This is a genomic window from Archangium gephyra (genome assembly GCF_042230915.1).
GTDB lineage: Bacteria > Myxococcota > Myxococcia > Myxococcales > Myxococcaceae > Archangium > Archangium gephyra_B.
This window is the reverse complement of the sequence record NZ_CP102578.1, coordinates 6,331,062-6,351,840: the sequence shown is the minus strand read 5'-3', so window position 1 is coordinate 6,351,840 and position 20,779 is coordinate 6,331,062. Positions and strand designations below refer to the sequence as shown.

18 protein-coding genes are annotated in these 20,779 nt (G+C 70.9%); 14 read left to right on the top strand and 4 right to left on the bottom strand.

The genetic code is table 11. From position 1 onward, the window contains the following. Window position 1: 1 nt before the first annotated feature. Entirely contained in the window at window positions 2-805 is an 804-nt protein-coding gene (locus tag NR798_RS24990) for a TVP38/TMEM64 family protein (RefSeq protein WP_375764995.1), read from the bottom strand. Between the two features lie 291 nt (window positions 806-1,096). Between NR798_RS24990 and NR798_RS24985 the strand changes: the two genes are divergently transcribed. From NR798_RS24985 to xerD, 6 genes are all read left to right on the top strand, one after another. Then, window positions 1,097-1,558 carry a general stress protein gene (locus NR798_RS24985; protein WP_375764994.1) on the top strand — a complete coding sequence of 154 codons (462 nt, stop codon included), beginning with the start codon at window positions 1,097-1,099 and terminating at the stop codon, window positions 1,556-1,558. A gap of 39 nt (window positions 1,559-1,597) precedes the next feature. Further along, window positions 1,598-1,936 (top strand): hypothetical protein, encoded by a 339-nt coding sequence (locus tag NR798_RS24980; protein WP_375764993.1) that lies wholly within the window; start codon window positions 1,598-1,600, stop codon window positions 1,934-1,936. Window positions 1,937-1,968: 32 nt separating this feature from the next. After that, window positions 1,969-3,168 (top strand): sodium:proton exchanger, encoded by a 1,200-nt coding sequence (locus NR798_RS24975; RefSeq protein ID WP_375773819.1) that lies wholly within the window; start codon window positions 1,969-1,971, stop codon window positions 3,166-3,168. Continuing rightward, a complete protein-coding gene (locus tag NR798_RS24970; protein WP_375764992.1) occupies window positions 3,165-4,442 on the top strand; it encodes a cation:proton antiporter in 1,278 nt (425 codons plus the stop codon). The genes NR798_RS24975 and NR798_RS24970 overlap by 4 nt, the downstream gene beginning before the upstream one ends. A 33-nt stretch (window positions 4,443-4,475) precedes the next feature. Then, window positions 4,476-5,087 (top strand): L-threonylcarbamoyladenylate synthase, encoded by a 612-nt coding sequence (locus NR798_RS24965; RefSeq protein WP_375764991.1) that lies wholly within the window; start codon window positions 4,476-4,478, stop codon window positions 5,085-5,087. A 73-nt stretch (window positions 5,088-5,160) separates the two neighbouring features. Continuing rightward, the gene (gene xerD, locus NR798_RS24960) at window positions 5,161-6,114 is read left to right on the top strand and encodes a site-specific tyrosine recombinase XerD (RefSeq protein WP_375764990.1); all 954 of its coding nucleotides are present in this window, start codon (window positions 5,161-5,163) and stop codon (window positions 6,112-6,114) included. Window positions 6,115-6,135: 21 nt separating this feature from the next. Here xerD and NR798_RS24955 read toward each other — a convergent pair whose 3' ends face one another. After that, window positions 6,136-6,798, bottom strand: coding sequence for an SRPBCC family protein (locus NR798_RS24955; protein ID WP_375764989.1), 663 nt, complete (start codon window positions 6,796-6,798; stop codon window positions 6,136-6,138). Window positions 6,799-7,016: 218 nt separating this feature from the next. Here NR798_RS24955 and NR798_RS24950 point away from each other — a divergent pair, with 218 nt between their 5' ends. Beyond that, window positions 7,017-7,622 (top strand): Uma2 family endonuclease, encoded by a 606-nt coding sequence (locus NR798_RS24950; protein WP_375764988.1) that lies wholly within the window; start codon window positions 7,017-7,019, stop codon window positions 7,620-7,622. Window positions 7,623-7,686: 64 nt separating this feature from the next. On the opposite strand, the gene NR798_RS24945 is transcribed toward NR798_RS24950, so the two are convergent. Next, window positions 7,687-8,853, bottom strand: coding sequence for a DUF4388 domain-containing protein (locus NR798_RS24945; protein WP_375764987.1), 1,167 nt, complete (start codon window positions 8,851-8,853; stop codon window positions 7,687-7,689). Between the two features lie 233 nt (window positions 8,854-9,086). Here NR798_RS24945 and trpS point away from each other — a divergent pair, with 233 nt between their 5' ends. The 7 genes from trpS to NR798_RS24910 all read left to right on the top strand — a co-directional run bounded on the left by trpS (window position 9,087) and on the right by NR798_RS24910 (window position 19,241). Then, window positions 9,087-10,100, top strand: coding sequence for a tryptophan--tRNA ligase (trpS, locus tag NR798_RS24940; RefSeq protein WP_375764986.1), 1,014 nt, complete (start codon window positions 9,087-9,089; stop codon window positions 10,098-10,100). 18 nt (window positions 10,101-10,118) lie between these two features. Continuing rightward, window positions 10,119-10,985, top strand: a complete 867-nt coding sequence (locus tag NR798_RS24935; protein ID WP_375764985.1) for a segregation and condensation protein A — start codon at window positions 10,119-10,121, stop codon at window positions 10,983-10,985. Continuing rightward, window positions 10,972-11,952: an SMC-Scp complex subunit ScpB gene (gene scpB / locus NR798_RS24930; RefSeq protein WP_375764984.1), complete on the top strand. Its 981-nt coding sequence runs from the start codon at window positions 10,972-10,974 to the stop codon at window positions 11,950-11,952. Before NR798_RS24935 ends, scpB begins: the two co-directional genes overlap by 14 nt. 31 nt (window positions 11,953-11,983) lie before the next feature. Next, a complete protein-coding gene (locus NR798_RS24925) occupies window positions 11,984-14,305 on the top strand; it encodes a pseudouridine synthase (protein WP_375764983.1) in 2,322 nt (773 codons plus the stop codon). Window positions 14,306-14,373: 68 nt separating this feature from the next. Further along, window positions 14,374-16,488, top strand: coding sequence for a HEAT repeat domain-containing protein (locus tag NR798_RS24920; protein ID WP_375764982.1), 2,115 nt, complete (start codon window positions 14,374-14,376; stop codon window positions 16,486-16,488). Window position 16,489: 1 nt separating this feature from the next. After that, entirely contained in the window at window positions 16,490-18,325 is a 1,836-nt protein-coding gene (locus NR798_RS24915) for a cyclic nucleotide-binding domain-containing protein (RefSeq protein WP_375764981.1), read from the top strand. Window positions 18,326-18,407: 82 nt separating this feature from the next. Next, window positions 18,408-19,241, top strand: coding sequence for a hypothetical protein (locus NR798_RS24910; RefSeq protein WP_375764980.1), 834 nt, complete (start codon window positions 18,408-18,410; stop codon window positions 19,239-19,241). A gap of 240 nt (window positions 19,242-19,481) precedes the next feature. Here NR798_RS24910 and NR798_RS24905 read toward each other — a convergent pair whose 3' ends face one another. After that, window positions 19,482-20,732, bottom strand: coding sequence for an SLC13 family permease (locus NR798_RS24905; protein WP_375764979.1), 1,251 nt, complete (start codon window positions 20,730-20,732; stop codon window positions 19,482-19,484). Between the last annotated feature and the right edge of the window lie 47 nt (window positions 20,733-20,779).

Here is a 20,779-nt window from a genome sequence, read left to right as displayed (position 1 = left end):
CTCACGGGCCCGCGGGCGGCAGCTCCTGGAAGGTCGAGATCGCCGGCCGGCCCAGCTGGCCCGTCACCCTCACCGTCGGGTGGTGGGGCGGCTGCGGCTGGGCCTTCTCCGGCTCGTCGGCCGGGGCGTCCTCGCTGATCTCCCGGAAGATGCGGCGGCCGAGCAGCGCCCCCAGCACCAGCGACACCACCATGCCCACGCCGGACACCACCGTCATCACCGTGCGGCCCTGCGCCAGTCCACTGCCGAACTGTGCGGTGAGGAAGGTGCCCGGGATGGTGCCCAGCAGCACCCCCAGCGCCAGCGGCCAGAAGCGCGCCTTGGCCGCCGTCGCCGCCGCGATCATCACGTCCGTGGGCAGCAGCGGGTTGATGCACGTGAGCAGCGCGAACTTGAAGCCGTGCCGCCTGGCCGCCCGGGTGATCGCCGGGTAGCGGCTGCCCGCCATGCGCTTCATCAACCGCGTCCCCAGCCAGCGCGACAGTCCGTAAATGAGCAGGGTCGCCAGGAAACTGCCCAGCAGTGAATAGAGGGTCGCCGCCCGGGTCCCGAAGATCATCCCCCCCACCGCGGTGAACACCTGGCCGGGCAGCAGCGTCACCGGCCGCACCGCCAGGAAGAACACGAAGGCCACCGGCGCCCACTTCCCCATGGGCTCCAGGAAGGCGTGCAGGTCCTTCTGGTTGATGAAGTCCGGGCCCAGCAGCCTCAGCAGGGTGAGCCCCCCGATCGACGCCAGCACGGGCGCCAGGAGCTTCAGCCAGGCCTTGAGACCTCCACCTCCACCTCCACCTCCACCGTTCACGCCGTCCTCCCGCGCAGGATTGGCGGGAAAGGTGGGACAGCGAACGGGAATCGGCAATGTGCGGTGGCGTGTTGTTGACACTGAAGCATCCGGGCGGGCAGGCCGTAGTCATGCCCGCCGGGACAGCGTAGGCCCCTAACCTCGCGTCATTCCTGGGGGTTTGATGTGCTCTGTCCGGTGTGAACGGCTGGCGGTGTACGGAGCTTGCTTGCATCGGGGCGCTTCCGTCCCAAGTTTTGGGGCAAGGGGCACCCTGGCGGGGAAGGGGAAGAACGTAGGAGGAGAGACGACATGCAGCAGGACAAAGACAACAAGGGCAGCATGACGGTGGCCGAGGCGGGACGGAAAGGCGGAGAGACCGTCCGCAACGAGAGGGGCCGGGAGTTCTACGAGACGATCGGCCGCAAGGGAGGCGCGACGGTGAAGGCCGAGAGAGGCCGCTCCTTCTACGAGGAGATCGGCCGCAAGGGCGGCGAGACCGTGAAGGCCGAGCGCGGGGCGAAGTTCTACGAGGAGATCGGCAAGAAGGGCGGAGACCGGGTGAAGGCCACGCGGGGTCCGAACTTCTACGAGGAGATCGGCCGCAAGGGCGGTCAGAAGGTCAAGAAGCTGATCGAGGAGGGCAAGCGGGCAGCCCGGGCGGCGCAGGAAGCGGCCGCCGGAGCCAGCGCAAGCCCAAGCCCAGCGGCGGAGGAGCCCGGGGCATCTGCCTCGCCTCCCTCCGGCGAGCCGGGCCCAGGCCGCACCGAGTAGCGCGTGACGTCAGGGCCGCGGACCAGATAGACACGGGTCGTGTACCTCTTCCTCGCGTTCCTCGACCACGCGGACCAACCTGAACGGGCCATCCGACGGCTCCGGGACTTCGGTATCCCGGAGCCGTTGGTCGTGCGGGCCCGAAGCGCCGCGGCCACCCTGTCGGCCGAGGTGCCCGTCTTCGCCGGCCTGCGCAGCCTCGCGCTCGGGGCGGACGAGGACCGGCTCGTCCTGGTGAGCCTCCTGCCCTCCCAGTCGGCCGAGGAGGTGGAGCGGCTTGTCCAGCGCGTGCAGTTGGAGATGGATGCGGACGACCCACCGATGGGACGGCTGGTGGCCCTGCCGGTGATCGCCGCGCCCATGCATCGCCGGGAGTGACGGCGCGCGCCGGGCGGTGTAAGCACTTCCCCGTGCAGGCGCTGCTCGTCTTCCTCGCCATCGCGGCGCTCTCTCTGCTGGCCTCGAGCCGGACGGTGTTGGACCCTGGCCGTTTCCCGGCCGTGGCGCACCTGGCCGCCAGCGGACTGCTCTTCCTCGCCTGTGGGGCGATCATGGGGCCGGGCTCGCTGGGGGTGCTCTCCTGGGGAGATCTGACGGCCCTGCGGCCGGTGCTGGCCTTGGGACTGGGGGTGGCGGGCGTCATCATCGGCCTCAACCTGGAGCCCCGGCTGCTGCGGCTGCTGCCCCGGGAGGTGTACGCGGCGGCGCTCGCTCAGGCTGGGACGGCCTTCTTGTGGGTCGCCTTGCCCCTGGCCGGTCCGCTGCTCTTCACCATGGGCCTGCCGCCCGGGGCGGCGGTGGGCGCGGCGGCGCTGCTGGGCGCGGCGGCGAGCCTGTCCTCCGGCCACTTCGCGGTGCTGGGCTACCGCAGCGGGCGCCTGGATCGCCGCAGCGGCCTGTCCGTGGCGCTGCTCACCATGCTGGATGATCTGGTGGGGCTGGGGGTGCTGGTGCTGGCGCTGGCCTTTGGCGCGGCGGGCCACCCCCTGGAGGGGCTGGGGCTGGTGGCGCTCGCGCTGCTGCTGGGCGTGGCATGTGGCGGACTGCTCGCCTTCCTCATGCACGGGCTGAAGGAGCAGGGCGAGCTGATGGCGGTGCTGCTGGGCGGGGTGGCGCTGGTGTCCGGGGCGGCGGCGTACCTGCGGGTGTCGGCGCTGCTGGCGGGCGTGGCCTGCGGGGCCACCCTGGCGCTGGTGGGCGGCCGGGCCGTGGAGCAGGCGGCGCGCGGGCTCGGGCGCTTCGAGCGGCCCTCGTATCTGCTGCTGATCTTCCTGGTGGGCGCGCACGTGCAGGCCCGGGATTTGATGGCCTGGGCGCTGCTGCCGGGGTACCTGGGCCTGCGCTTCCTGGGCAAGGTGCTGGGAGGCGCGTTCGCGCAGCGTATCGCCGGGGGCACGCTGGCGCTGCCGCCGAGGCTCGGCTACGCGCTCATCGCCCAGGGCGGGCTCGCGCTGTGCCTGGTGGTGGAGTACCTGGTGCTGGTGCCGGGGACGCTGTCGCAGCGTGTCTTCGACGTGGTGGTGGCGGGGGCCGTCATCAACGAGCTGCTCGGCAGCCAGGCCTTCCGCTACGTGCTGGCGCCCGCGTCGGCGCGAGGAGGCCCGTCTTGAAGGGGGCGCTCCTGCGGTTGCTGCTGCTGGTGCTGGTGCTGGCGGCCATTGGCCGGGCCCAGGTGTGGCGCGTGGACACGGGCACGCCGGTGACGCTCGCCGCGGGCGCGCTGCTGCTGTGCGGGTTGTTCGCGGGCAAGGTGGCCAAGGGGATGGGGCTGCCCCGGCTCACGGGCTACCTGCTGGTGGGCGTGGCGGTGGGGCCCTATGCCCTGGGCTTCATCCCCAACGCGGGCGTGAAGGGGTTGGAGCTGGTGAAGGGGCTCGCGGTGAGCCTCATCGCGCTGGTGGCGGGCACGGAGCTGCAGCTGGGGCTCATCCGCCGGGTGGGCGCCAAGGTGGCGGCCTTGTGTGTCGCCGTCTGCGGGCTGACGTTCGTGGCCGTCTTCGCGGCGCTCTTCGCCCTCAAACCGCTGCTGCCCTTCATGGCGCCCATGACGGTGGCGCAGGCCCTGGCCGTCAGCGCGCTGGTGTCCACGGTGGTGGTGTCCTTCTCTCCCACGGTGACGATCGCCATCGTGCAGGAGACGAGCGCGCGCGGCAGCTTCACCGAGTTCCTCATGGCCCTGGTGATCATCGGGGACCTGGTCGTCATGGTGGCCTTCGCCCTGGCGGCGGGCCTCACGCGGGCGAGCTTCGGCGGCGGGCTGGACGTGGGCGGGCTGCTGGGCGGGGTGGGGTGGGAGTTGTTCGGCTCGGTGTTGGTGGGGGCGCTGCTGGCCCTGGTGATGCTGCTGTACATGCGGCGGGTGAAGCGCGAGCTGCCGCTCTTCCTGGTGGGGCTGTGCTTCGTGTCGGCCGAGGCCGGGGCGCGCCTGCACCTGTCGCCGCTGTTGGTGTCGCTGGCGGCCGGGGCGCTGATCGCCAACCTGGACGAGCGCGAGGGCGAGCGCATCCACCACGCCATCCAGGTGGCGGGTCTGCCCATCTTCGCGCTCTTCTTTGCCGCGGCCGGGGCGGGGCTCAAGCTGGACGCGTTGCTGACGGTGGGCCCGGCGGCGCTGCTGCTGGTGGCGCTGCGCGGCGTGGCCATCTATGGCTCGTGTCGGCGTTTCGCCCCGGTGGAGGATCCGCGGCTGGGCCGCTTCTTGTGGATGGGGCTCATCTCGCAGGCGGGCGTGACGTTCGGGCTGGCGGCGCTCATCTCCCGGACCTTCCCGGACTTCGGGCCGCAAGTGGAGGTGCTCATCGTGGCGATGATCACCGCGCATGAGCTGATTGGCCCGGTCCTCACCCGGCGGGCCCTGCAGCGCAGTGGCGAGGTACACTCCTAGCCGCTACAAGGGCCGGCCTGAGGAGACACGGTCATGGCGTCAGCGCCGATCATCGAGGTGAACGCGGAGTTCCCGCAGCCGAGGCACATCCAGCGCGCGGTGGAGGTGCTCTCCAGCGGCGGGGTGATCGCCTACCCGACGGACACCTACTTTGGCCTGGGGTGTGATCTGGGCTCGAAGAAGGGAATCGAGAAGCTGTACCAGCTCAAGGGCCGCGACAGGAAGAAGCCGCTGTCGTTCCTGTGCCCGGACCTGTCGGACGTGGCGAAGTATGCGCACGTGAGCAACTTCGCGTACCGGACGATGAAGAGCCTGACGCCTGGGGCCTTCACGTTCATCCTCGAGGCCACGCGGCTGGTGCCCGAGGCGATGATGTCCAAGCAGAAGCAGGTGGGCATCCGCGTGCCGGACTCGGAGCTGGCGCGGGCGCTGGCGGCGGCGCTGGGGAGGCCCATCGTCACCACCTCGGCCACGGACGCCGAGGGCGAGCCCCTCATCGACGCCAAGGACATCAAGGACGCGCTGGGGCACGGGTTGGATCTCATCCTCGATGGCGGCGTGCGCCTGATGGAGCCCTCGACGGTGGTGTCGCTGATCGACGACCAGATCGAGGTGCTGCGGCAGGGCAAGGGCCAGCTGGACTGAGCCTCGCCTCGATGGCGGCGTTTCCGGGCCGGAACATTGCCCGCTTCCCCCATTCGGCTACCCTGCGCACACGATGGAAGGGTACCTCGACGCGTTCATCGCCTTCATCCGCGCCGAGCGCGGCCTGTCCGGCAAGACGGTGGATGCCTACGCCGCGGACCTGGCGGTGTACTTCGCGGACTTGAAGCGCAAGGGCATCACCGACGTGGTGCGCGTGCAGCAGGACGACATCACCGGCCACCTGACGACGCTCAACACGCGCCGGCTCTCGCGGCGCAGCCAGGCGCGGCACCTCGCGGCCATCCGGAGCTTCCATCGCTTCCTGGTGGCCGAGAAGTACGTGGAGAAGGATCCCAGCGAGGACATCGACACCCCGCGCTCGGCGCGCAAGCTGCCCGTCTTCCTCACGCTGGAGGAGGTGGAGCAGTTGCTCGCCGCCCCGGACGAGCGCACGCCGGTGGGCATGCGGGACAAGGCCATGCTCGAGGTGCTGTATGCCACCGGGCTGCGCGTGAGCGAGCTGGTGGGCCTGGGCATCAACGACATCCAGCTGAGTGCCGGCTATCTGGTGGCCAAGGGCAAGGGCGCCAAGGAGCGCGTCGTTCCGGTGGGCACCATCGCGGCGGAGAAGGTGCAGTCGTACCTCGCGGGCTCCCGGCAGCTCCTGCTGGGCGAGCGTGAGTCGAAGGCGCTCTTCGTCACTCCGCGCGGGGACGGCTTCACCCGGCAGGGCTTCTGGAAGCTGCTCAAGCGCTACGCGCTCAAGGCGGGCATCCGCAAGCCGCTGTCGCCGCACAAGCTGCGGCACTCGTTCGCCACGCACCTGGTGGAGCGCGGGGCGGACCTGCGCGCGGTGCAGGCCATGCTGGGCCACGCGGACCTCGCCACCACGCAGATCTACACGCACGTCAACAGCGCCCGGCTGCGGGCCGTCTACGACACCGCCCACCCGCGCGGAGACGACGTGCGCGGCCGCGGAGGCGTCATGGGCGGCCGCGTGGCCAGGAAGAGGGCAGGGGGCACGTAGGCCCCCCGCCACTCCACATCACTACGGCGTGGGGGCCGCCACGGTCTGGCCGCCCGCGGGAGCCGGCTGGCCCTCGATCGGAGCGGCAGCAGTAGCCGCGGCCGCCGCCTTCTCGGCCGCCAGCTTCTCGGCCTCCGCCTCGGCGCGCTTCTTCGTCTCGGCCTCGGCGATCTTGCCCATCGCCGCCAGGCCGTTGTCGAAGTCCTTCCCGACCATCACGTCCATGTTCACGAACAGCGAGAAGGCCTTGCCCATGAAGTTGTTGGTCCCGTCCATCTTCCACGTCACCGACACGCCCTCGGCCGCCGGGGCGAAGGTGAAGGTGGTCGGGCTGGTGGACTCGAACGGCCGGATGAACTCCAGCTTGATGCGGACGAACTCGTTGACCTTGCTCTCCTCGATGGTCATCCGGCCCTCGCCGACCTGGTCATTGCCAGACCAGCCGTACTTCGCGCCCACGCCCGTGGCCGCGCCCTCGAAGGTGGTCTTCTGGTTCGGGTCCATCTTGTCCCAGGGCGACCACTCGCCCCAGCGGTGGAAGTCGTTCACCAGCGCGAAGGTGATGTCCGGCGACGCCTTGAACGTCGCGGTGCGCTGCACGGAATAGGTGGACGGCTGCATGGCGATGACGCCGCACAGCGCCAGGATGACGACGGCGGCACCAAGGAGGATCTTCTTGAGCATGGAGGCTGCTTTCCTGTCAGGTGAGAAGGCGGCCGGGTCATAGGGGAAGGCGCTGACCGCTCGCAAGAGTCCGCCGGTGTGGACTCCCTGGGCGCCGCCTCGGCCCCGGCCGTGCGGAGGACCCTACCGGAAACGTCAGACTCCGGTGTAGAATGGACGGAGCAAGGGATGCGAGGCGCGGCCTCGCGCGTTCTGACCACAGAGGTAGGGGGGCGGAGATGGGGAAGGGGAAGAAGCCGGCCACGTACGAGGACATCGAGGCGCTGCCGGTCGGATGGGTCGGGGAGATCCTGGGTGACGAGCTGGTTGCTTCGCCTCGACCCGCCATGCCCCATGCGCGGGTGGCCTGGGCTCTCAGTGTCTTGCTGGGTCCTGTCTCCGATCTGGGACAGCAGGGGCCGGGCGGTGGTGGGTGGTGGATCCTCCACGAGCCGGAGCTCCACCTCGGGAGAGATGTGCTGGTGCCGGATCTCGCGGGGTGGCGTCGCGATCGGTTGCCCGTGCCGCCCTTCATGGAGGCGCCCTACTCGACGGTGGCTCCGGATTGGGTGTGTGAGGTGCTCTCGCCCTCGACTGAGCACGTCGACAGGAAACGCAAGCTGCCGCTCTACCACCGCGAGGGCGTGAGCCATGTCTGGCTCATCGATCCGTCTGCTCGCAGTCTGGAGATCTACCGGCGGCAGGAGAGAGACTGGCTGCACGTTGTCCGGCACAGCGGTGAGGGCGTGGTGCTTGCCGAGCCGTTTGATGCGCTCCCGTTGACGCTGGGCTCGCTGTGGTGGCCACGGGCCGGCACGGCACGGGCCCCGATACCCTCACCCTAGCCCTCTCCCAAAGGGAGAGGGGACATCGCACGGCTTCGTCTGGTTGACGCTGAGCGTGCTTCCCTCAGCGCACCACGATGGGCAGTCCGAAGGGCTCCGTCTTCGAGCGCCGCCTCGGGGCCCCCATGTCCGGCATCACCCGGGCCACGTCCGCTGCCATCAGCCGCTTCAACGCCCGGTATGCCGCCAGCTCGCCCATGGCCGTGTTCCGCAGTACCTCGCGCACGCTCCGGCTGCCCCGCAGCTTCGTGTACAGGTACAGGTCGTCCGCCGTCAGCGACGGCGGGGGGGGGCGCGGCAACGGCTCGAAGAACAGCCGCCCGTCCAACGCCAGCACCTCGTCCGCCAGCGCCACCGTCAGCCGCACCTCCGCCTCCCGGTACAGCGCGTGCGCTTCCGGCACCGGCGCACGCTCGAGCACCTGCGCCGCCACCGCCACCGCCTCCTCGTACCGGCCCCCGTCCACCAGCCCTCGCGCCAGCTCCAGCAGATCCGCCAGCTCCGTCGCCTCGCCCACCCGCGGGCCCCTCGGCTTGCGCGGCGTCAGCGCCCCGCGCCGGTACAGCCGCAGCACCCAGCGCGCCCCGTGCAGCGGACCCTCCGGCGACGCCGCCAGCAGCTCGCTCAGCGTCGCCCCCTTCTCGGCCAGCTGCAGCAGTTGCTCCTCCGCCGCCGACACCGTCTCCACCGCGAACTCCCGGTACACCCCGAACGGCGTGTCCGGCCCCGGGAAGAGATCCCAGAACACCTTCCACTCCAGCAGCCGCGCCAGCGCGTCCCGGTGCAGCTCCTTCAACCCCAGCTGCAGCTCCACCGCCCGCCCCAGCGGCGGCAGCCCCTGGCGGAACTCCACCTCTCCGGACTCCCACCCGTAGCAGTCGAACAGCGCCTCGCGCGCCTTGTGCTCCATCGCCTCCGCCAGCCGCCGCCTCGCCACCAGGCCCCGCTCCACCACGTACGTGCCGAAGGGCACCCCCGCCGCCTCCGCCTCCGAGAAGGCCTCCGCCGCCCTCGCCGCGTCCAGGATCCTCAGCCGCGCCAGCACCTGTCCCAGGTGCTCCGTCGCCTCGCTGGAGCTCTCTCCCACCAGGTAGCCGCGCTGGAAGAAGAAGTGCCGGCGCACCGCTCCCCGCTCCACCCGAAGCATCCCGTCCATCGCGGGCTCCTCGAAGAACGCGGGCATCAACAGCTGCAGCCGGTAGCTGGCCAGATTCCCCTTGAACCGATCCATGTCGACGGCTTCCTTCCTGCTCGGGAGGGCACCCTAACGAAGCCCTCCCACCTCCGCAACCCTCTGATTTCACAGTCCTTTTTCTCGGCTGCCGAGAAGTTCCCAGTAGTCGGTCTGCTCGGGGAGCGGGCGGCCGGGTTCGTTCCGTGCAACGGGCTTGCAGGAAAGTTGCAGGGTGGCCCTGGGTGTGCGAACCAGGGCTGTCACCCCTTTCGTGTATAGGCGTGGGAGTCATGCGGATCCTCTCGGGAGTTCAGTCCTCGGGCCGGTTGCACATCGGCAACTACTACGGCGCGCTCCGGCAGTTCGTGCACCTGCAGGAGGAGGGCGAGGGCTACTACTTCATCGCCAACTACCACTCGCTCACCACCGTCCGGGACGCGAAGCTGGCCGACGAGCTCACGCGCGAGGCCGCCATGGCCTACCTCTCGCTCGGGTTGGATCCGAAGAAGGCCGTCCTCTTCCGCCAGAGCGATGTGCGCGAGGTCCTCGAGCTCTACTGGATCCTCGGCACCGTGGTGCCGATGGCCAACCTGGAGCGCGCCCACAGCTACAAGGACAAGATCGACCGGGGCATCAGCCCGGACTTCGGGCTCTTCGCCTACCCGGTGCTGATGGCCGCCGACATCCTGCTCTACAGCGCGGACGTCGTGCCGGTGGGCAAGGATCAGATCCAGCACATCGAGTTCGCCCGCGACTGGGCGGTGAAGTTCAACATGACGTACGTGCCGGGCTACGACCCGCAGGACCCCGAGGGCAAGGAGAAGGGGCATGCCCCCGGCATCCTCAAGCTGCCCGCGGCCCGGGTGCAGGAGAGCACCGCCACGGTGCCGGGTGTGGACGGACAGAAGATGTCCAAGTCCTACGGCAACACCATCGAGCTCTTCGGAGAAGAGAAGGAGATCAAGAAGCGCATCATGGGCATCAAGACGGACTCCACGCCCGTCGAGGCTCCCAAGCCCACCGAGAACGCGCCCCTGTACGATCTGCTCAAGCTGATGCTGCCCGAGCAGCGCTTCCAGGAGGTGGATGCCACCTGGCGCGCGGGTGGCAAGGGCTACGGCGACTACAAGAAGCTGCTCCTCGAGGCCTACCACGAGACCTTCGGTCCGGCGCGCAAGCGGTACGAGGAGTTCAAGCGCGATCCCGCCGAGCTCGAGCGCATCCTCCAGGATGGCGCCAACCGGGCCCGTGCCGAGGCCTCCCAGCTCATGCAGCGGGTGCGCCGCGCCGTCGGCGTTCCCTGAGCGCGTGAAGGACGTCTGGTGAGCGCAGGCCGTCGCAGCGCCCCTCCCACCGAGGAGACCCTCGAGGCAGACGTGCCCCGCAGTCCGGGCGACGCGTTCCGCGTTGCCTTGCCCAATTTCGAGGGACCGCTCGACCTCCTGCTCCACCTCATCAAGGAGCACCGGCTCGACATCTTCGACATCCCCCTGGCGCTCATCACCGAGAAGTACCTCGAGCACCTGGAGCGGATGCGGGAGATCAACCTCGACATCGCCGGCGAGTTCCTGGTGATGGCCGCTACCCTGGCGCACCTCAAGAGCCGCATGCTTCTGCCGCGCCAGGACACCGCCGAGCAGGCGGCGGACGCGGTGGCGGAGTTGCAACAGGAGGACGCGGGCGATCCGCGCGCCGAGCTGGTGCGCCGCCTGCTCGAGTACCAGAAGTACAAGGACGCCGCCGAGCAGCTGGCCAAGCAGGACATCCTGGATCGCGACGTCTTCCCGCGCCGCGTGCCCGTGGAGGCCGTGCCCATCCCCGAGGAGGAGGTGGGCCTGCAGGAGTTCTCCGTCCTCAAGCTGATCGAGTCGCTCGACCGGGTGCTGGAGCGCCTGGCTCCCAAGCTGCAGCACGAGGTGGTGCGCGAGAAGGTGAGCATCTCCGAGGCCATCCTGCGCATCGCCGAGCGCCTGAAGGCCCAGGGAGCGTGTACCTTCGAGAGCCTGTTCGATGAGCATCGTACGCGTCAGGAGCTGGTGATCACCTTCCTGGCCATCCTGGAGATGGTGAAGCGGCGGTTGCTCAAGGTGAGCCAGGAAGCCCCCCTGGCGGACATCATGCTCACGCCCAACGGGGATGCCCTGGATCGGCTGGTCCCCACGGAGGTGGATGAGAGTGAGTACCGGTAACAACGGCCCCGAGGACACGGGAGGCAAGCCCCCGCGCTCCTCCGGCGGCCCCAGCCCCTTCACCGAGGAAGAGATCGCCGCTGTCACCGGCCCTGGTGACGAGGACGAGCTGGAGGACTCCGAGGTCGCCACCATCGAGGCCGACGAGGTCCCGGATCTCCAGTCGTCCTTCGAGAAGCTCGTCCTCAAGAGCCGCCACCTCTCCCCGGAGCGCATCCGCACCGTGCTGGAGAGCGTGCTCTTCGTCGCCGAGAAGCCCTTGGACCTGGATCAGCTCTACGAGGCCACGGGCATCGAGCGCGAGAAGATCGTCGAGGCGCTCAACCAGATCTCCGGCGTCCACCGCGACGGCATCAGCGGGATCGTCCTGTACGAGGTGTCCGGCGGCTGGCAGTTCCGCACGGATCCGCACTCGGGCGAGTACGTGCGGCGCTACCTGCGCGTGAAGCCCCAGCGCCTCACCCGCGCCGCCGTGGAGACGCTGGCCATCATCGCCTACCGCCAGCCCGTCACCCGCCCGGAGATCGAGGACATCCGCGGCGTGGACTGCGGCGCCGTCATCAAGGCGCTGCTGGATCGCAAGCTCATCAAGATCCTCGGCAAGAAGGAGGAGGTGGGCCGGCCCATGCTGTACGGGACGACCCGCGAGTTCCTCGAGTTCTTCGCCCTCAAGGACCTGTCCGCCCTGCCCACGCTGCGCGAGTTCCACGAGCTGACGCAGGAGCACCAGGAGATCGTGGAGAAGGAGCGGCCGGCGGCCCCGAGTGCCAGTGGCACCGTGGAGCTGCTGGCGGATCCGGACTTCCAGAAGCGCATGGACAAGAGCGTGGCGGCGTCGGAAGCCGCGCTCGAGGAGCTGGAGCAGGCCATGGACGCCGCGGAGAAGACGCAGAAGGCCGCCTCCAGCCTCCTGAACCCCACCCCTCCACCCGCCGAGGGTGATAAGGGGCCAGCAGAGCCCGCTTGACGGGTGGTCGAAGAAGTGGAAGGTGGCGGAAATGGCGTCTGAACGTTTGCAGAAGTACCTGGCCCGCGCGGGCGTGGCCTCTCGTAGACACGCGGAGGACCTCATCACCGAGGGCCGCGTGACGGTGAACAACCAGAAGGTGACCGAGCTGGGCTCCAAGGTGGAGCCGGGGGATTTGGTGACGGTGGACGGCAAGCTCGTCACGCCGCCCGAGGAGTCCACCTACTACCTGCTCTACAAGCCCGTGGGCGTCGTGACGACGCTGTCGGATCCGCAGGGCCGTCCCACCGTGGCCAACTACATCGAGGAGACCGGCAAGCGGCTCTTCCCGGTGGGCCGGCTGGACTATGACGCCGAAGGGGCACTGCTCGTCACGGACGACGGGGCGCTGGCGCACAAGCTGACGCACCCGAGCTTCCAGGTGCCGCGCACGTACCTGGCGAAGGTGAAGGGCGTGCCGGACGCGGCCACGCTGGACAAGCTGCGCAGCGGCGTACGGCTGGAGGACGGCATGGCCACGCCGCTGAGCGTGGACGTCTTCGAGCAGGCCGAGCGCAACACCTGGCTGAAGCTGGTGGTGGCCGAGGGCCGCCCGCACCTCATCAAGCGCCTGTGCGCCGCGGTGGGTGCCCCGGTGGTCCGCCTGTACCGGCCCTCCTACGCGGGCATCACCGTCGAGGGCCTGCGCCCCGGTGAGATGAAGCCGCTGTCGGAGAACCAGGTGCGCATGCTGCAGGAAGTGGCCGACGGGAAGGCCACGCCGCCCGAGCGCGAGCTCCGGCTGCCGCCGAGGCGCCATGGGCGCTCGGCCCCGGGATTCGAGACGGCGGACATGGATGACGATGATTTTGGTGACGAGGCGCCTCCCGCGCCGGCCCGGAAGCGTGCGGCGGCGAAGCCCGCGCCGCGCGGGGCCGCCCGGACGGAGCGTCCCGAGCGCAAGGGCATGAAGGCGGAGCGTCCGGCACGGGCGGCCGCGGGTGCTCCCGAGCGCAAGACGTTCGCCCCGCGGGGCGAGGGTGGCTCCCGGCCGGCCTTCCGTAGCGCGGCGGGTGGCCGTGCCGAGCGTCGCGGGACGTGGACGCCTGGCGAGGACGAGCTGGAGGAGAGCGCGAGCACCGGTCCGGATCGCGATGAGCCGGCGCCCCGGGGCGAGCGGAGTGCTCGTCCGGAGCGCAAGTCCTTCGGCGCTGGGGCGGGTGGCCGTCCCGCGCGCAAGCCCTTCGGCGCGGGTGCTGGTGACCGTCCCGCGCGCAAGCCCTTCGGCGCGGGTGCTGGTGACCGTCCCGCGCGCAAGCCCTTCGGCGCTGGGGCGGGTGGCCGTCCGGAGCGCAAGTCCTTCGGGGCGGGCGCGGGTGACCGTCCGGCGCGCAAGCCTTTCGGCGCGGGCGCGGGTGACCGTCCCGAGCGCAAGCCCTTCGGCGCGGGTGATCGTCCGGCGCGCAAGCCCTTCGGGGCGGGCGCGGGTGGCCGTCCCGAGCGCAAGGAGTGGGCGCCTCGGGGTGAGGAGCGTGGCGAGCGCGGTGCTCGTCCGGAGCGCAAGTCCTTCGGTGCGGGCGCGGGTGGCCGCCCTGCACGCAAGGAGTGGGCGCCTCGGGGTGAGGAGCGTGGCGAGCGCGGTGCTCGTCCGGAGCGCAAGTCCTTCGGTGCGGGCGCGGGTGACCGCCCTGCACGCAAGGAGTGGTCGCCTCGGGGTGGCGAGGAGCGCAGTGCTCGTCCCGCGCGCAAGCCCTTCGGGGCGGATGCGGGTGACCGTCCCGCGCGCAAGCCCTTCGGTGCTGGCGCGGGTGGCCGTCCGGAGCGCCGCGAGTGGGCACCTCGGGGTGGCGAGGAGCGTGGCGAGCGTGGTGCTCGTCCCGCCCGCGGGTCCTTCGGCTCGGAGCCGAGCGCCGAGCGCCGGGTTCCCTCGCGGGGTCCCCGTCCGGAGCGCCGTGAGTGGGCGCCTCGGGGCGAGGAGCGTGGCGAGCGTGGTGCTCGTCCCTCGCGCGAGTCCTTCGGTTCGGATCCGAGCGCCGAGCGCCGGGTCCCCGCGCGTGGTCCCCGTCCGGAGCGCCGTGAGTGGGCGCCCCGGGGCGAGGAGCGCGGCGAGCGTCCCGCGCGCAAGCCCTTCGGCGCGGGCGCTGGTGGCCCCGCGCGCCGCGGTGCGGCACGTCCGGGAGGCGAGGAGACTGGCGAGGGCTCGCGTCCCTTCACCAACTGGCGCGCGAAGAAGCAGGGCCCCACGTCCGAGTGGACCCCCCGGCCTCCTCGTGGCGCCGGTGGCCCTCGCGGCGCTGGTGGCCCTCGTGGCGCCGGTGGGCCTCGGGGTGCTGGGGCGCCCAGGGGGCGAGGGGGCCCTCGCAAGGGCCGCTGAGTCGTGGGCGGTCGCGCGCACCGCTGATATAACCGCCGGCGTCTCACGCTTTCCCTCCCCGGAGAACGATGCGAACCGGCGCGCGCCCCCTTTTTGTCGTCCTGTCTCTTCTCGTCACCGCCGGGTGCAGTGGTAGCCGCGATCAGCTTCTCGCCGATCTGCAGAGCCCTCGCCCGGAGGTGCGGGCCCTCGCCGTGAAGAAGCTGGCCGAGGACGCCCGTCCCGACGACCTGGCCCTCTTCACCCGCGCCGCCAAGGACATGGCCTCCATCGTCCGCGGTGAGGCCGCCTCCGCGCTTGGCAAGAGCCAGGATCCCCGCGTGGTGGATCTGCTCGGCGAGCTGCTCGAGGACTCCGACGTGGATGTCCAGGGCCAGGCGGCCATGGCGCTGGCGCAGGTGAAGAACGACAAGGCCAAGGCTTACCTCACCCTGCAGTACGGCCGCCGCGGCCGCCAGACGCGCCAGGTCATCGTCCAGGCCCTCAAGCAGGCCAATGTGCCGGGCGCCATGGCCGAGGTCGTCGCCGCCGAGTCCAAGGCCATCTGGGAGCGCAACCTGCTGGCCCTCAACGAGGGCTCGCTGCCCGAGCGCGTGGGCGCCGCCGAGGAGCTGGGCAAGAGCGGCCGTCCCGATGCCTTCAACCGGCTGATGCCCCTGGTGCGCGGCAGCCAGGTCATCCTCGCCGCCGCCGCGGTGCGCGGCCTGGGGGACCTGGGTGACAAGCGCGCCGTGCCCGCCATCCTTCCCCTGCTGGACGAGAGCTTCCCCGAGCTGCGCGAGTCCGCCATCACGGCCCTCACGCGGCTGCAGGAGCCCCAGGCCATTCCCCGGCTGCAGGCCGTGGCGGTGGAGAAGAGCTCCGTGAGCCCCCTGGCCATCGACGCCCTGCTCGCCATGCCGCGCCAGCCTCAGACCGATGCCGCGCTGTGCGCCATCGCGCTCGATGCCGAGACCAGTGAGGCCGTCCCCGTCGCCCGGGCCATGCGCGAGCGCGGCGGCTGCCCCATGGAGCCCATCGTCGAGCGCCTGTCGCGCGCCTCCACCGCCGCTGGCGGGCTGCAGGTGGTGATCGGCCTCGGCCCCGCGGCCAAGGATCTGCTTCCCAAGGTGCTGCCCTACGTCACCCAGGGCGATGCCACGTTGCGCGCGCTCGCCGTGGACGCGGCCGCCGCCATCGGGGAGACCTCCGCGGCTCCCGTGCTGCAGAAGGCGTTCGAGCAGGAGCTCGCGGCCGCGCAGGCGCTCCGCCAGGACTGGGTCACCCAGCCGCTCCCCGAGCGCTACGGGCCGGGGTTCGATCCCTCCCAGCAGCAGCAGCAGCGCGGCGGGGACAGGCAGAAGGGCGAGAAGCACTCCAGCCTCATGGCCCGTGTGAAGGCGCTCAACGCGGCCAAGGCGCGAGACATGGGCCGGCCCGTGGTGCAGCAGCGCGCGCCCGCCGAGCTGTTCGATGACGTGGACTCGGCCCGGCTCGAGCCGCTGGCCGGGCTGCTGCGCGCGCTCGGGTCCGTGAAGGCGCCCGGGGCGCTGGAGCTGCTCAAGAGCTTCGCCGGGGACTCCAGCGTGACGGTGCGCACCGCCGCCCTGGTGGGCCTGACGCGCCTGGGGCCCGAGGGCGTGGCGCTCGCCAAGAATGGCCTGTTCGAGGCGGACCGGTATCTGGTGAAGGCCCTGGCCCAGGCGCTCGCCGAGGAGGGCGAGGCCGGCCGCTCCGCGCTGGTGGAGCTGCTGCCGCAGGTCAGCGGCGAGAAGCTGGTGGTGCTCGACGCCCTGGTGAAGACGGGCGCGCCGGCCTCCGCGGTGGGTGAACTCCAGAAGGCCGTCTCCGAGGGAGGCCCCGAGCTGGTGCTGGCCGCCACGCTGCTGGGCCGGCTGAAGGCGAAGGAGGCGGTGCCCACGCTGGTCAAGGCGCTGCAGGATCCCTCGGGCGTGGGCCGGCGCGAGCTGCTCACGGCGCTGGGGGAGATCGGCGACACCACGGCGGCCGAGCTGGTGGCGCGCGACCTGTACCACGACCTGCCGGAGATCCGGGCCGCGGCGGCCGGTGCCCTCACGAAGATGGGCACCGGTGCCCAGGCCGACGCACTGGACGCGCTCAAGAGTGACTATTACCGTCGGGTCCGAGAGGCAGCGGTGACGGCGTTGGCCAAGACGACGACCGCGGCCGAGGGGGCACGCTGACATGGAGCCACGGCAGCTCAGGGACAAAGCCAACGAAGCCCTCACCAAGGGCCGCTTTGTCCGGGCCGCCGAGCTCTTCGAGGAATACTGTCAGCTGGATCCGAAGGACTACCAGGCGCGCGTGCGGCTGGGAGATGCCTGGGTGAAGGTGGGCAACAGCGCCCGCGCCATCTCCGCCTACCAGGCCGCCGCCGAGGGTTTCGCCCGCGAGGGGTTCCTCCCGCGCGCCATCGCCGCCAGCAAGCTCATCCTGGAGTTGGATGCGTCGCACCAGGGCGTGCAGCAGATGCTGGCCAACCTCTATGCCCGCCGGGGCGGAGGGGGCGGCGCGGCTCGCGCGGTGACGCCGCCGCCAGTGGCGTCTCCAGTGGTGAAGCAGGCCGCGCTCTACATCGAGCTGCCGCCGGACATCGACGACGCCCTGGCCGAGGACGAGGCCGCCCCGGAGCCCGAGCCCAAGGCCGCCTCGTCCTTGTCGGGCATCGAGGTGGAGCTGGACCTCGAGGAGGCGGGTGCCGAGCCTCCCGCCGCTGCCGCGCCGGACATCGAAGTCGAGCTGGATCTCAGCGACGCGGAGAAGGGGAGCACGGAGGCCGCGTCCACCCAGGCCCCCGTGGCCAAGTCCGCGCCTCCGGGCCTGCGCCGCCGTTCGAGCGACGTCCGGCCCGCGGTGACGGAGCAGCCCCCCGCGCCTTCCGCCCCCGAGCCTCCGCCCCAGCCCCTCCGGGTGGCGGCGGTGCGGCCCGCCTCCCCGCGCCTCGAGCGCTTCACGCCGCAGGAGGGCGTGGACTTCCAGCCCCCGGTGCCGGGCAGCACGCCCTTCACGGAGCTCGCCGTCCAGGCGGACTCGCTGCTGCACGCGGTGGAGCTGGCGGCGCTCGCGGGCGCGGAGCAGCAGCCCTCGGAGGCCGCTTCGGCCGCGCCCGCGGTGGACGCGCCGGGCACGCCGGAGGCCGAGGAGCCCGTCGCCGAGGCGGCCCCCCAGGACGAGGCGCTGCCGAAGATTCCGCTCTTCTCGGACCTGCCGCGCGACGCCTTCATCGCCCTGTTCGAGCGCTGCCCGCTGCGCCGCTTCCCCGAGGGCGGGCGCATCATCGAGCAGGGCACCAAGGGCGATGCCTTCTATGTCATCTGCGCGGGCCGCGTGCGCATCGTGCGCCAGGCCGGCGCCGAGCTGCGCGAGCTGGCCCAGCTGGGCGAGGGTGCCTTCTTCGGCGAGATGGCGCTGCTGTCGGGCGCGCCGCGCTCGGCCTCGGTGGTGAGCGCCTCCGAGGACACGCAGGTGCTGGAGATCTCCGCGCCGGTGCTCGCGGGCCTCTCCCGGAGCTACCCCCAGGTGGCCAAGGCCCTGAGGCGCTTCTGCCGGCAGCGGCTGCTGTCGGACGTGGTGAACACCTCGGCGATCTTCCAGCCCTTCGGCCGCAAGGACCGGCGCGAGCTGGTGGAGCGCTTCCGGGCCCGCGAGGTGCGCCGCGGCGACACCATCATCCACGAGGGCCACCCGGTGGACGGCCTCTACGTGGTGCTCTCCGGCGAGGTGGCCGTCTCCAAGGGCGAACAGTCCCTGGCCCGGCTGCGCGAGGGCGAGCTGTTCGGCGAGATGTCCCTGCTGCAGAAGACGCCCGCCAGTGCCACCGTGACGGCCGCGCGCAACACCTCGCTGCTGCGCCTGCCTCGTGAGGACTTCGACACCCTCATCCTCACCCATCCGCAGATCCTCGCCCTCGTCTCCGAGCTCACCGAGTCCCGCCAGCGCAGCAACGAGGCCCTCCTCGGAGGGCATACGAAGGTCACCGGGGAGACGCTGGAGCCCCACGAGGAGCTGCTGCTGTTCTGAAGCCTGCTCCCCCTGGGAGTGAGTGTCCTCCGATTGACGCTCCGCGTTGGGTGGAAGCGGAAAAATGCTGTATGTGTGGGGAATGGGGCGGATCTCATTCCTCGCATTGCTGGTGCTTCTGACTGGGGGTTGTGCTTCGCAGCGGCTCGCGGGCTCGGACCTGGATCGGGTGTCACGGCCCGCGTTCATCTCCCGGATCGAGCTCGAGGCGGGCCCGCATAGCGTCGTGTTCCAGAAGGACGACGCCTACAAGGGCAAGCTGAAGAAGCTGGAGCCGAAGGAGGCGGATCGCCGGCTGCAGGCGAAGCTGACCTCGGCGGTGAGCCGCTTCGAGGTCTCCGAGCGCCTGCGCGTGAACACGTTCCGGCAGCTCCCCGAGGAGCGGCCGTGGGTGCACGCGTTGGATCCGGCGCGGGTGGCGACGATGCTGGAGAGCTTCCTGGTGGAGGAGGTGCCGGCGAACGCCCCGGACTACGACTTGCTGACGCGGCTGGGGGCGGACTCGGTGGTGGAGTTCGTCATCCAGGACTACGGCATGCGCAGCGTGAAGGGACACGCGGGCGCGTACATGCGGGGCTATGCGCGCATGTTCAAGATCAACGGCCGCGCGGAGATCTGGCGCCGCCCCTTCGAGGTGGACCGGGTGACCGAGGGCGCCGAGCACCTGGATCCCTTCAAGGTGGGGAAGGATCCCGCGCTGTTCCGCCAGGAGCTGACGGGGATGCTGGACGTGGTCGCCGCGCAGTTCGCCGAGGAGCTGCGCCCGCCGGATCGCAAGCCGGGCGGGGCGTTGCCCGCGGACGCCGAGCAGTCCGGCTCGGACAGCATCCACAACACGGGCCGCGAGCTGCCGGCACCTCCGAAGCCCGCCGAGCCCGAGCTGGCTCCCGGCGAGCTGCCGGATCCGGACGCCTGATCCCTTTCAATTAGGTCCACGCAGGAGTGCCCCTGGGAACATGTACTGACCGGTGGCACTGTCCCCTCGCCCTCCGGGAGAGGGACAGGGTGAGGGTATCGGGAGAACCCGGGTTCAACCCTCTGTCCACACCGAGGGCCACTGGTTGAAGAACGGGCTCGGATACCCTCACCCCGACCCTCTCCCGAGGGGAGAGGGAGCAGCAATCCCTTTGGTCACTTCACTGAAGCGGATGAACCGTCAGAAGAACGCGTGCTCCGCGAGGAGCACCGCGAGCCCCAGCACGAAGCTGATGAGCGTGATGGGGAGGCCCACGCGCAGGTAGCCAAGGAAGCTCAGCTCGGCCTTGCCGCGCGCGGCCTCGAAGACGATGAGGTTGGCCACGCTGCCCACCAGCGTGAGGTTGCCGGCCAGGGTGGAGCCGAGCGCCAGCACGTGCCAGCCCAGCACGGGATCATGCAGCGTGGGCACCCAGGCGCGCGCCAGCATGACGAAGGGCACGTTGCTGAAGAGGTTGGAGGCCACGAGCGTGAGCCCGGCGAAGCCGAGCGTCTCGCGCCAGGGCGGCCCGGACATGAAGGGCGAGAAGATGCGGTAGATGTCATCCGCCCAGCCGGCCTTGTTGACGCCGTAGACGACCACGAAGAGGCAGGCGAAGAAGAGCAGCAGGACGTAGTCCACGCGCTCGATGGCCTGGCGGGGCGGAGCGCGGCGCGAGAGCGTCATCACCACCGCGGCGCCGGCCAGGGCGCTCCAGCTCATGGGCAGGCCGATGAAGAAGGCGGCCACCACGCCCACGAGCGTGACGAGCGTGAGCCCGAGCAGCGGCCGGTCCACGGCGGGCGGAGGCGGGTGCGTGTCGAAGCGCTCGTGCGAGAGCTCCTTGCGGAAGACGAAGAGGAGCCCCGCGACGACCACGCCGGTGGAGAGCACGGCCGGCAGCGCCATGTACGCGACGAACTGCGCATAGGGCAGCCCCGAGGCGCCCTGGATGAGCATGTTCTGGGGGTTGCCGGTGAAGGTGGCCACCGAGCCCGCGTTGGAGGCCATGCACACGGCCAGCAGGTAGGGGATGGGAGGCAGGCGCGCGTCCTCGACGACCACCAGCACCAGCGGGGTGAGCATCAGGCAGATGGTGTCGTTGACGAGGAAGGCGGACAGGAAGGCGCTGGTGCAGGCCACGGCCACGAGCAGCAACCGGGGTGTATGGGCCTTGCGCAGCGCCCAGGCGCCGGCCGCGCGGAAGAAGGCGGCCTGCGAGAGGTAGTCCGCGATCAGCATCATCCCCAGCAGGAGCACGAGCGTGTCCATGTCCACGGCGTGCCGGGCGGGGTCGGAGCTGTAGTTGAAGACCTCGGAGGGGGCGACGACACCGGCCACCACCATGAGGACGGCGCCCACGAGCGCGCCTCCGGGGCGATCCAGCTTGGGGAAGGGGAGGCGGATGCCGGCGATGAAGACGTAGGTGAACAGGAAGATCGCGAGGGCCAAGGCGGGCGGACAGTAACCGAAAGCCTTCTGCTAGGCTGCGCCGGACT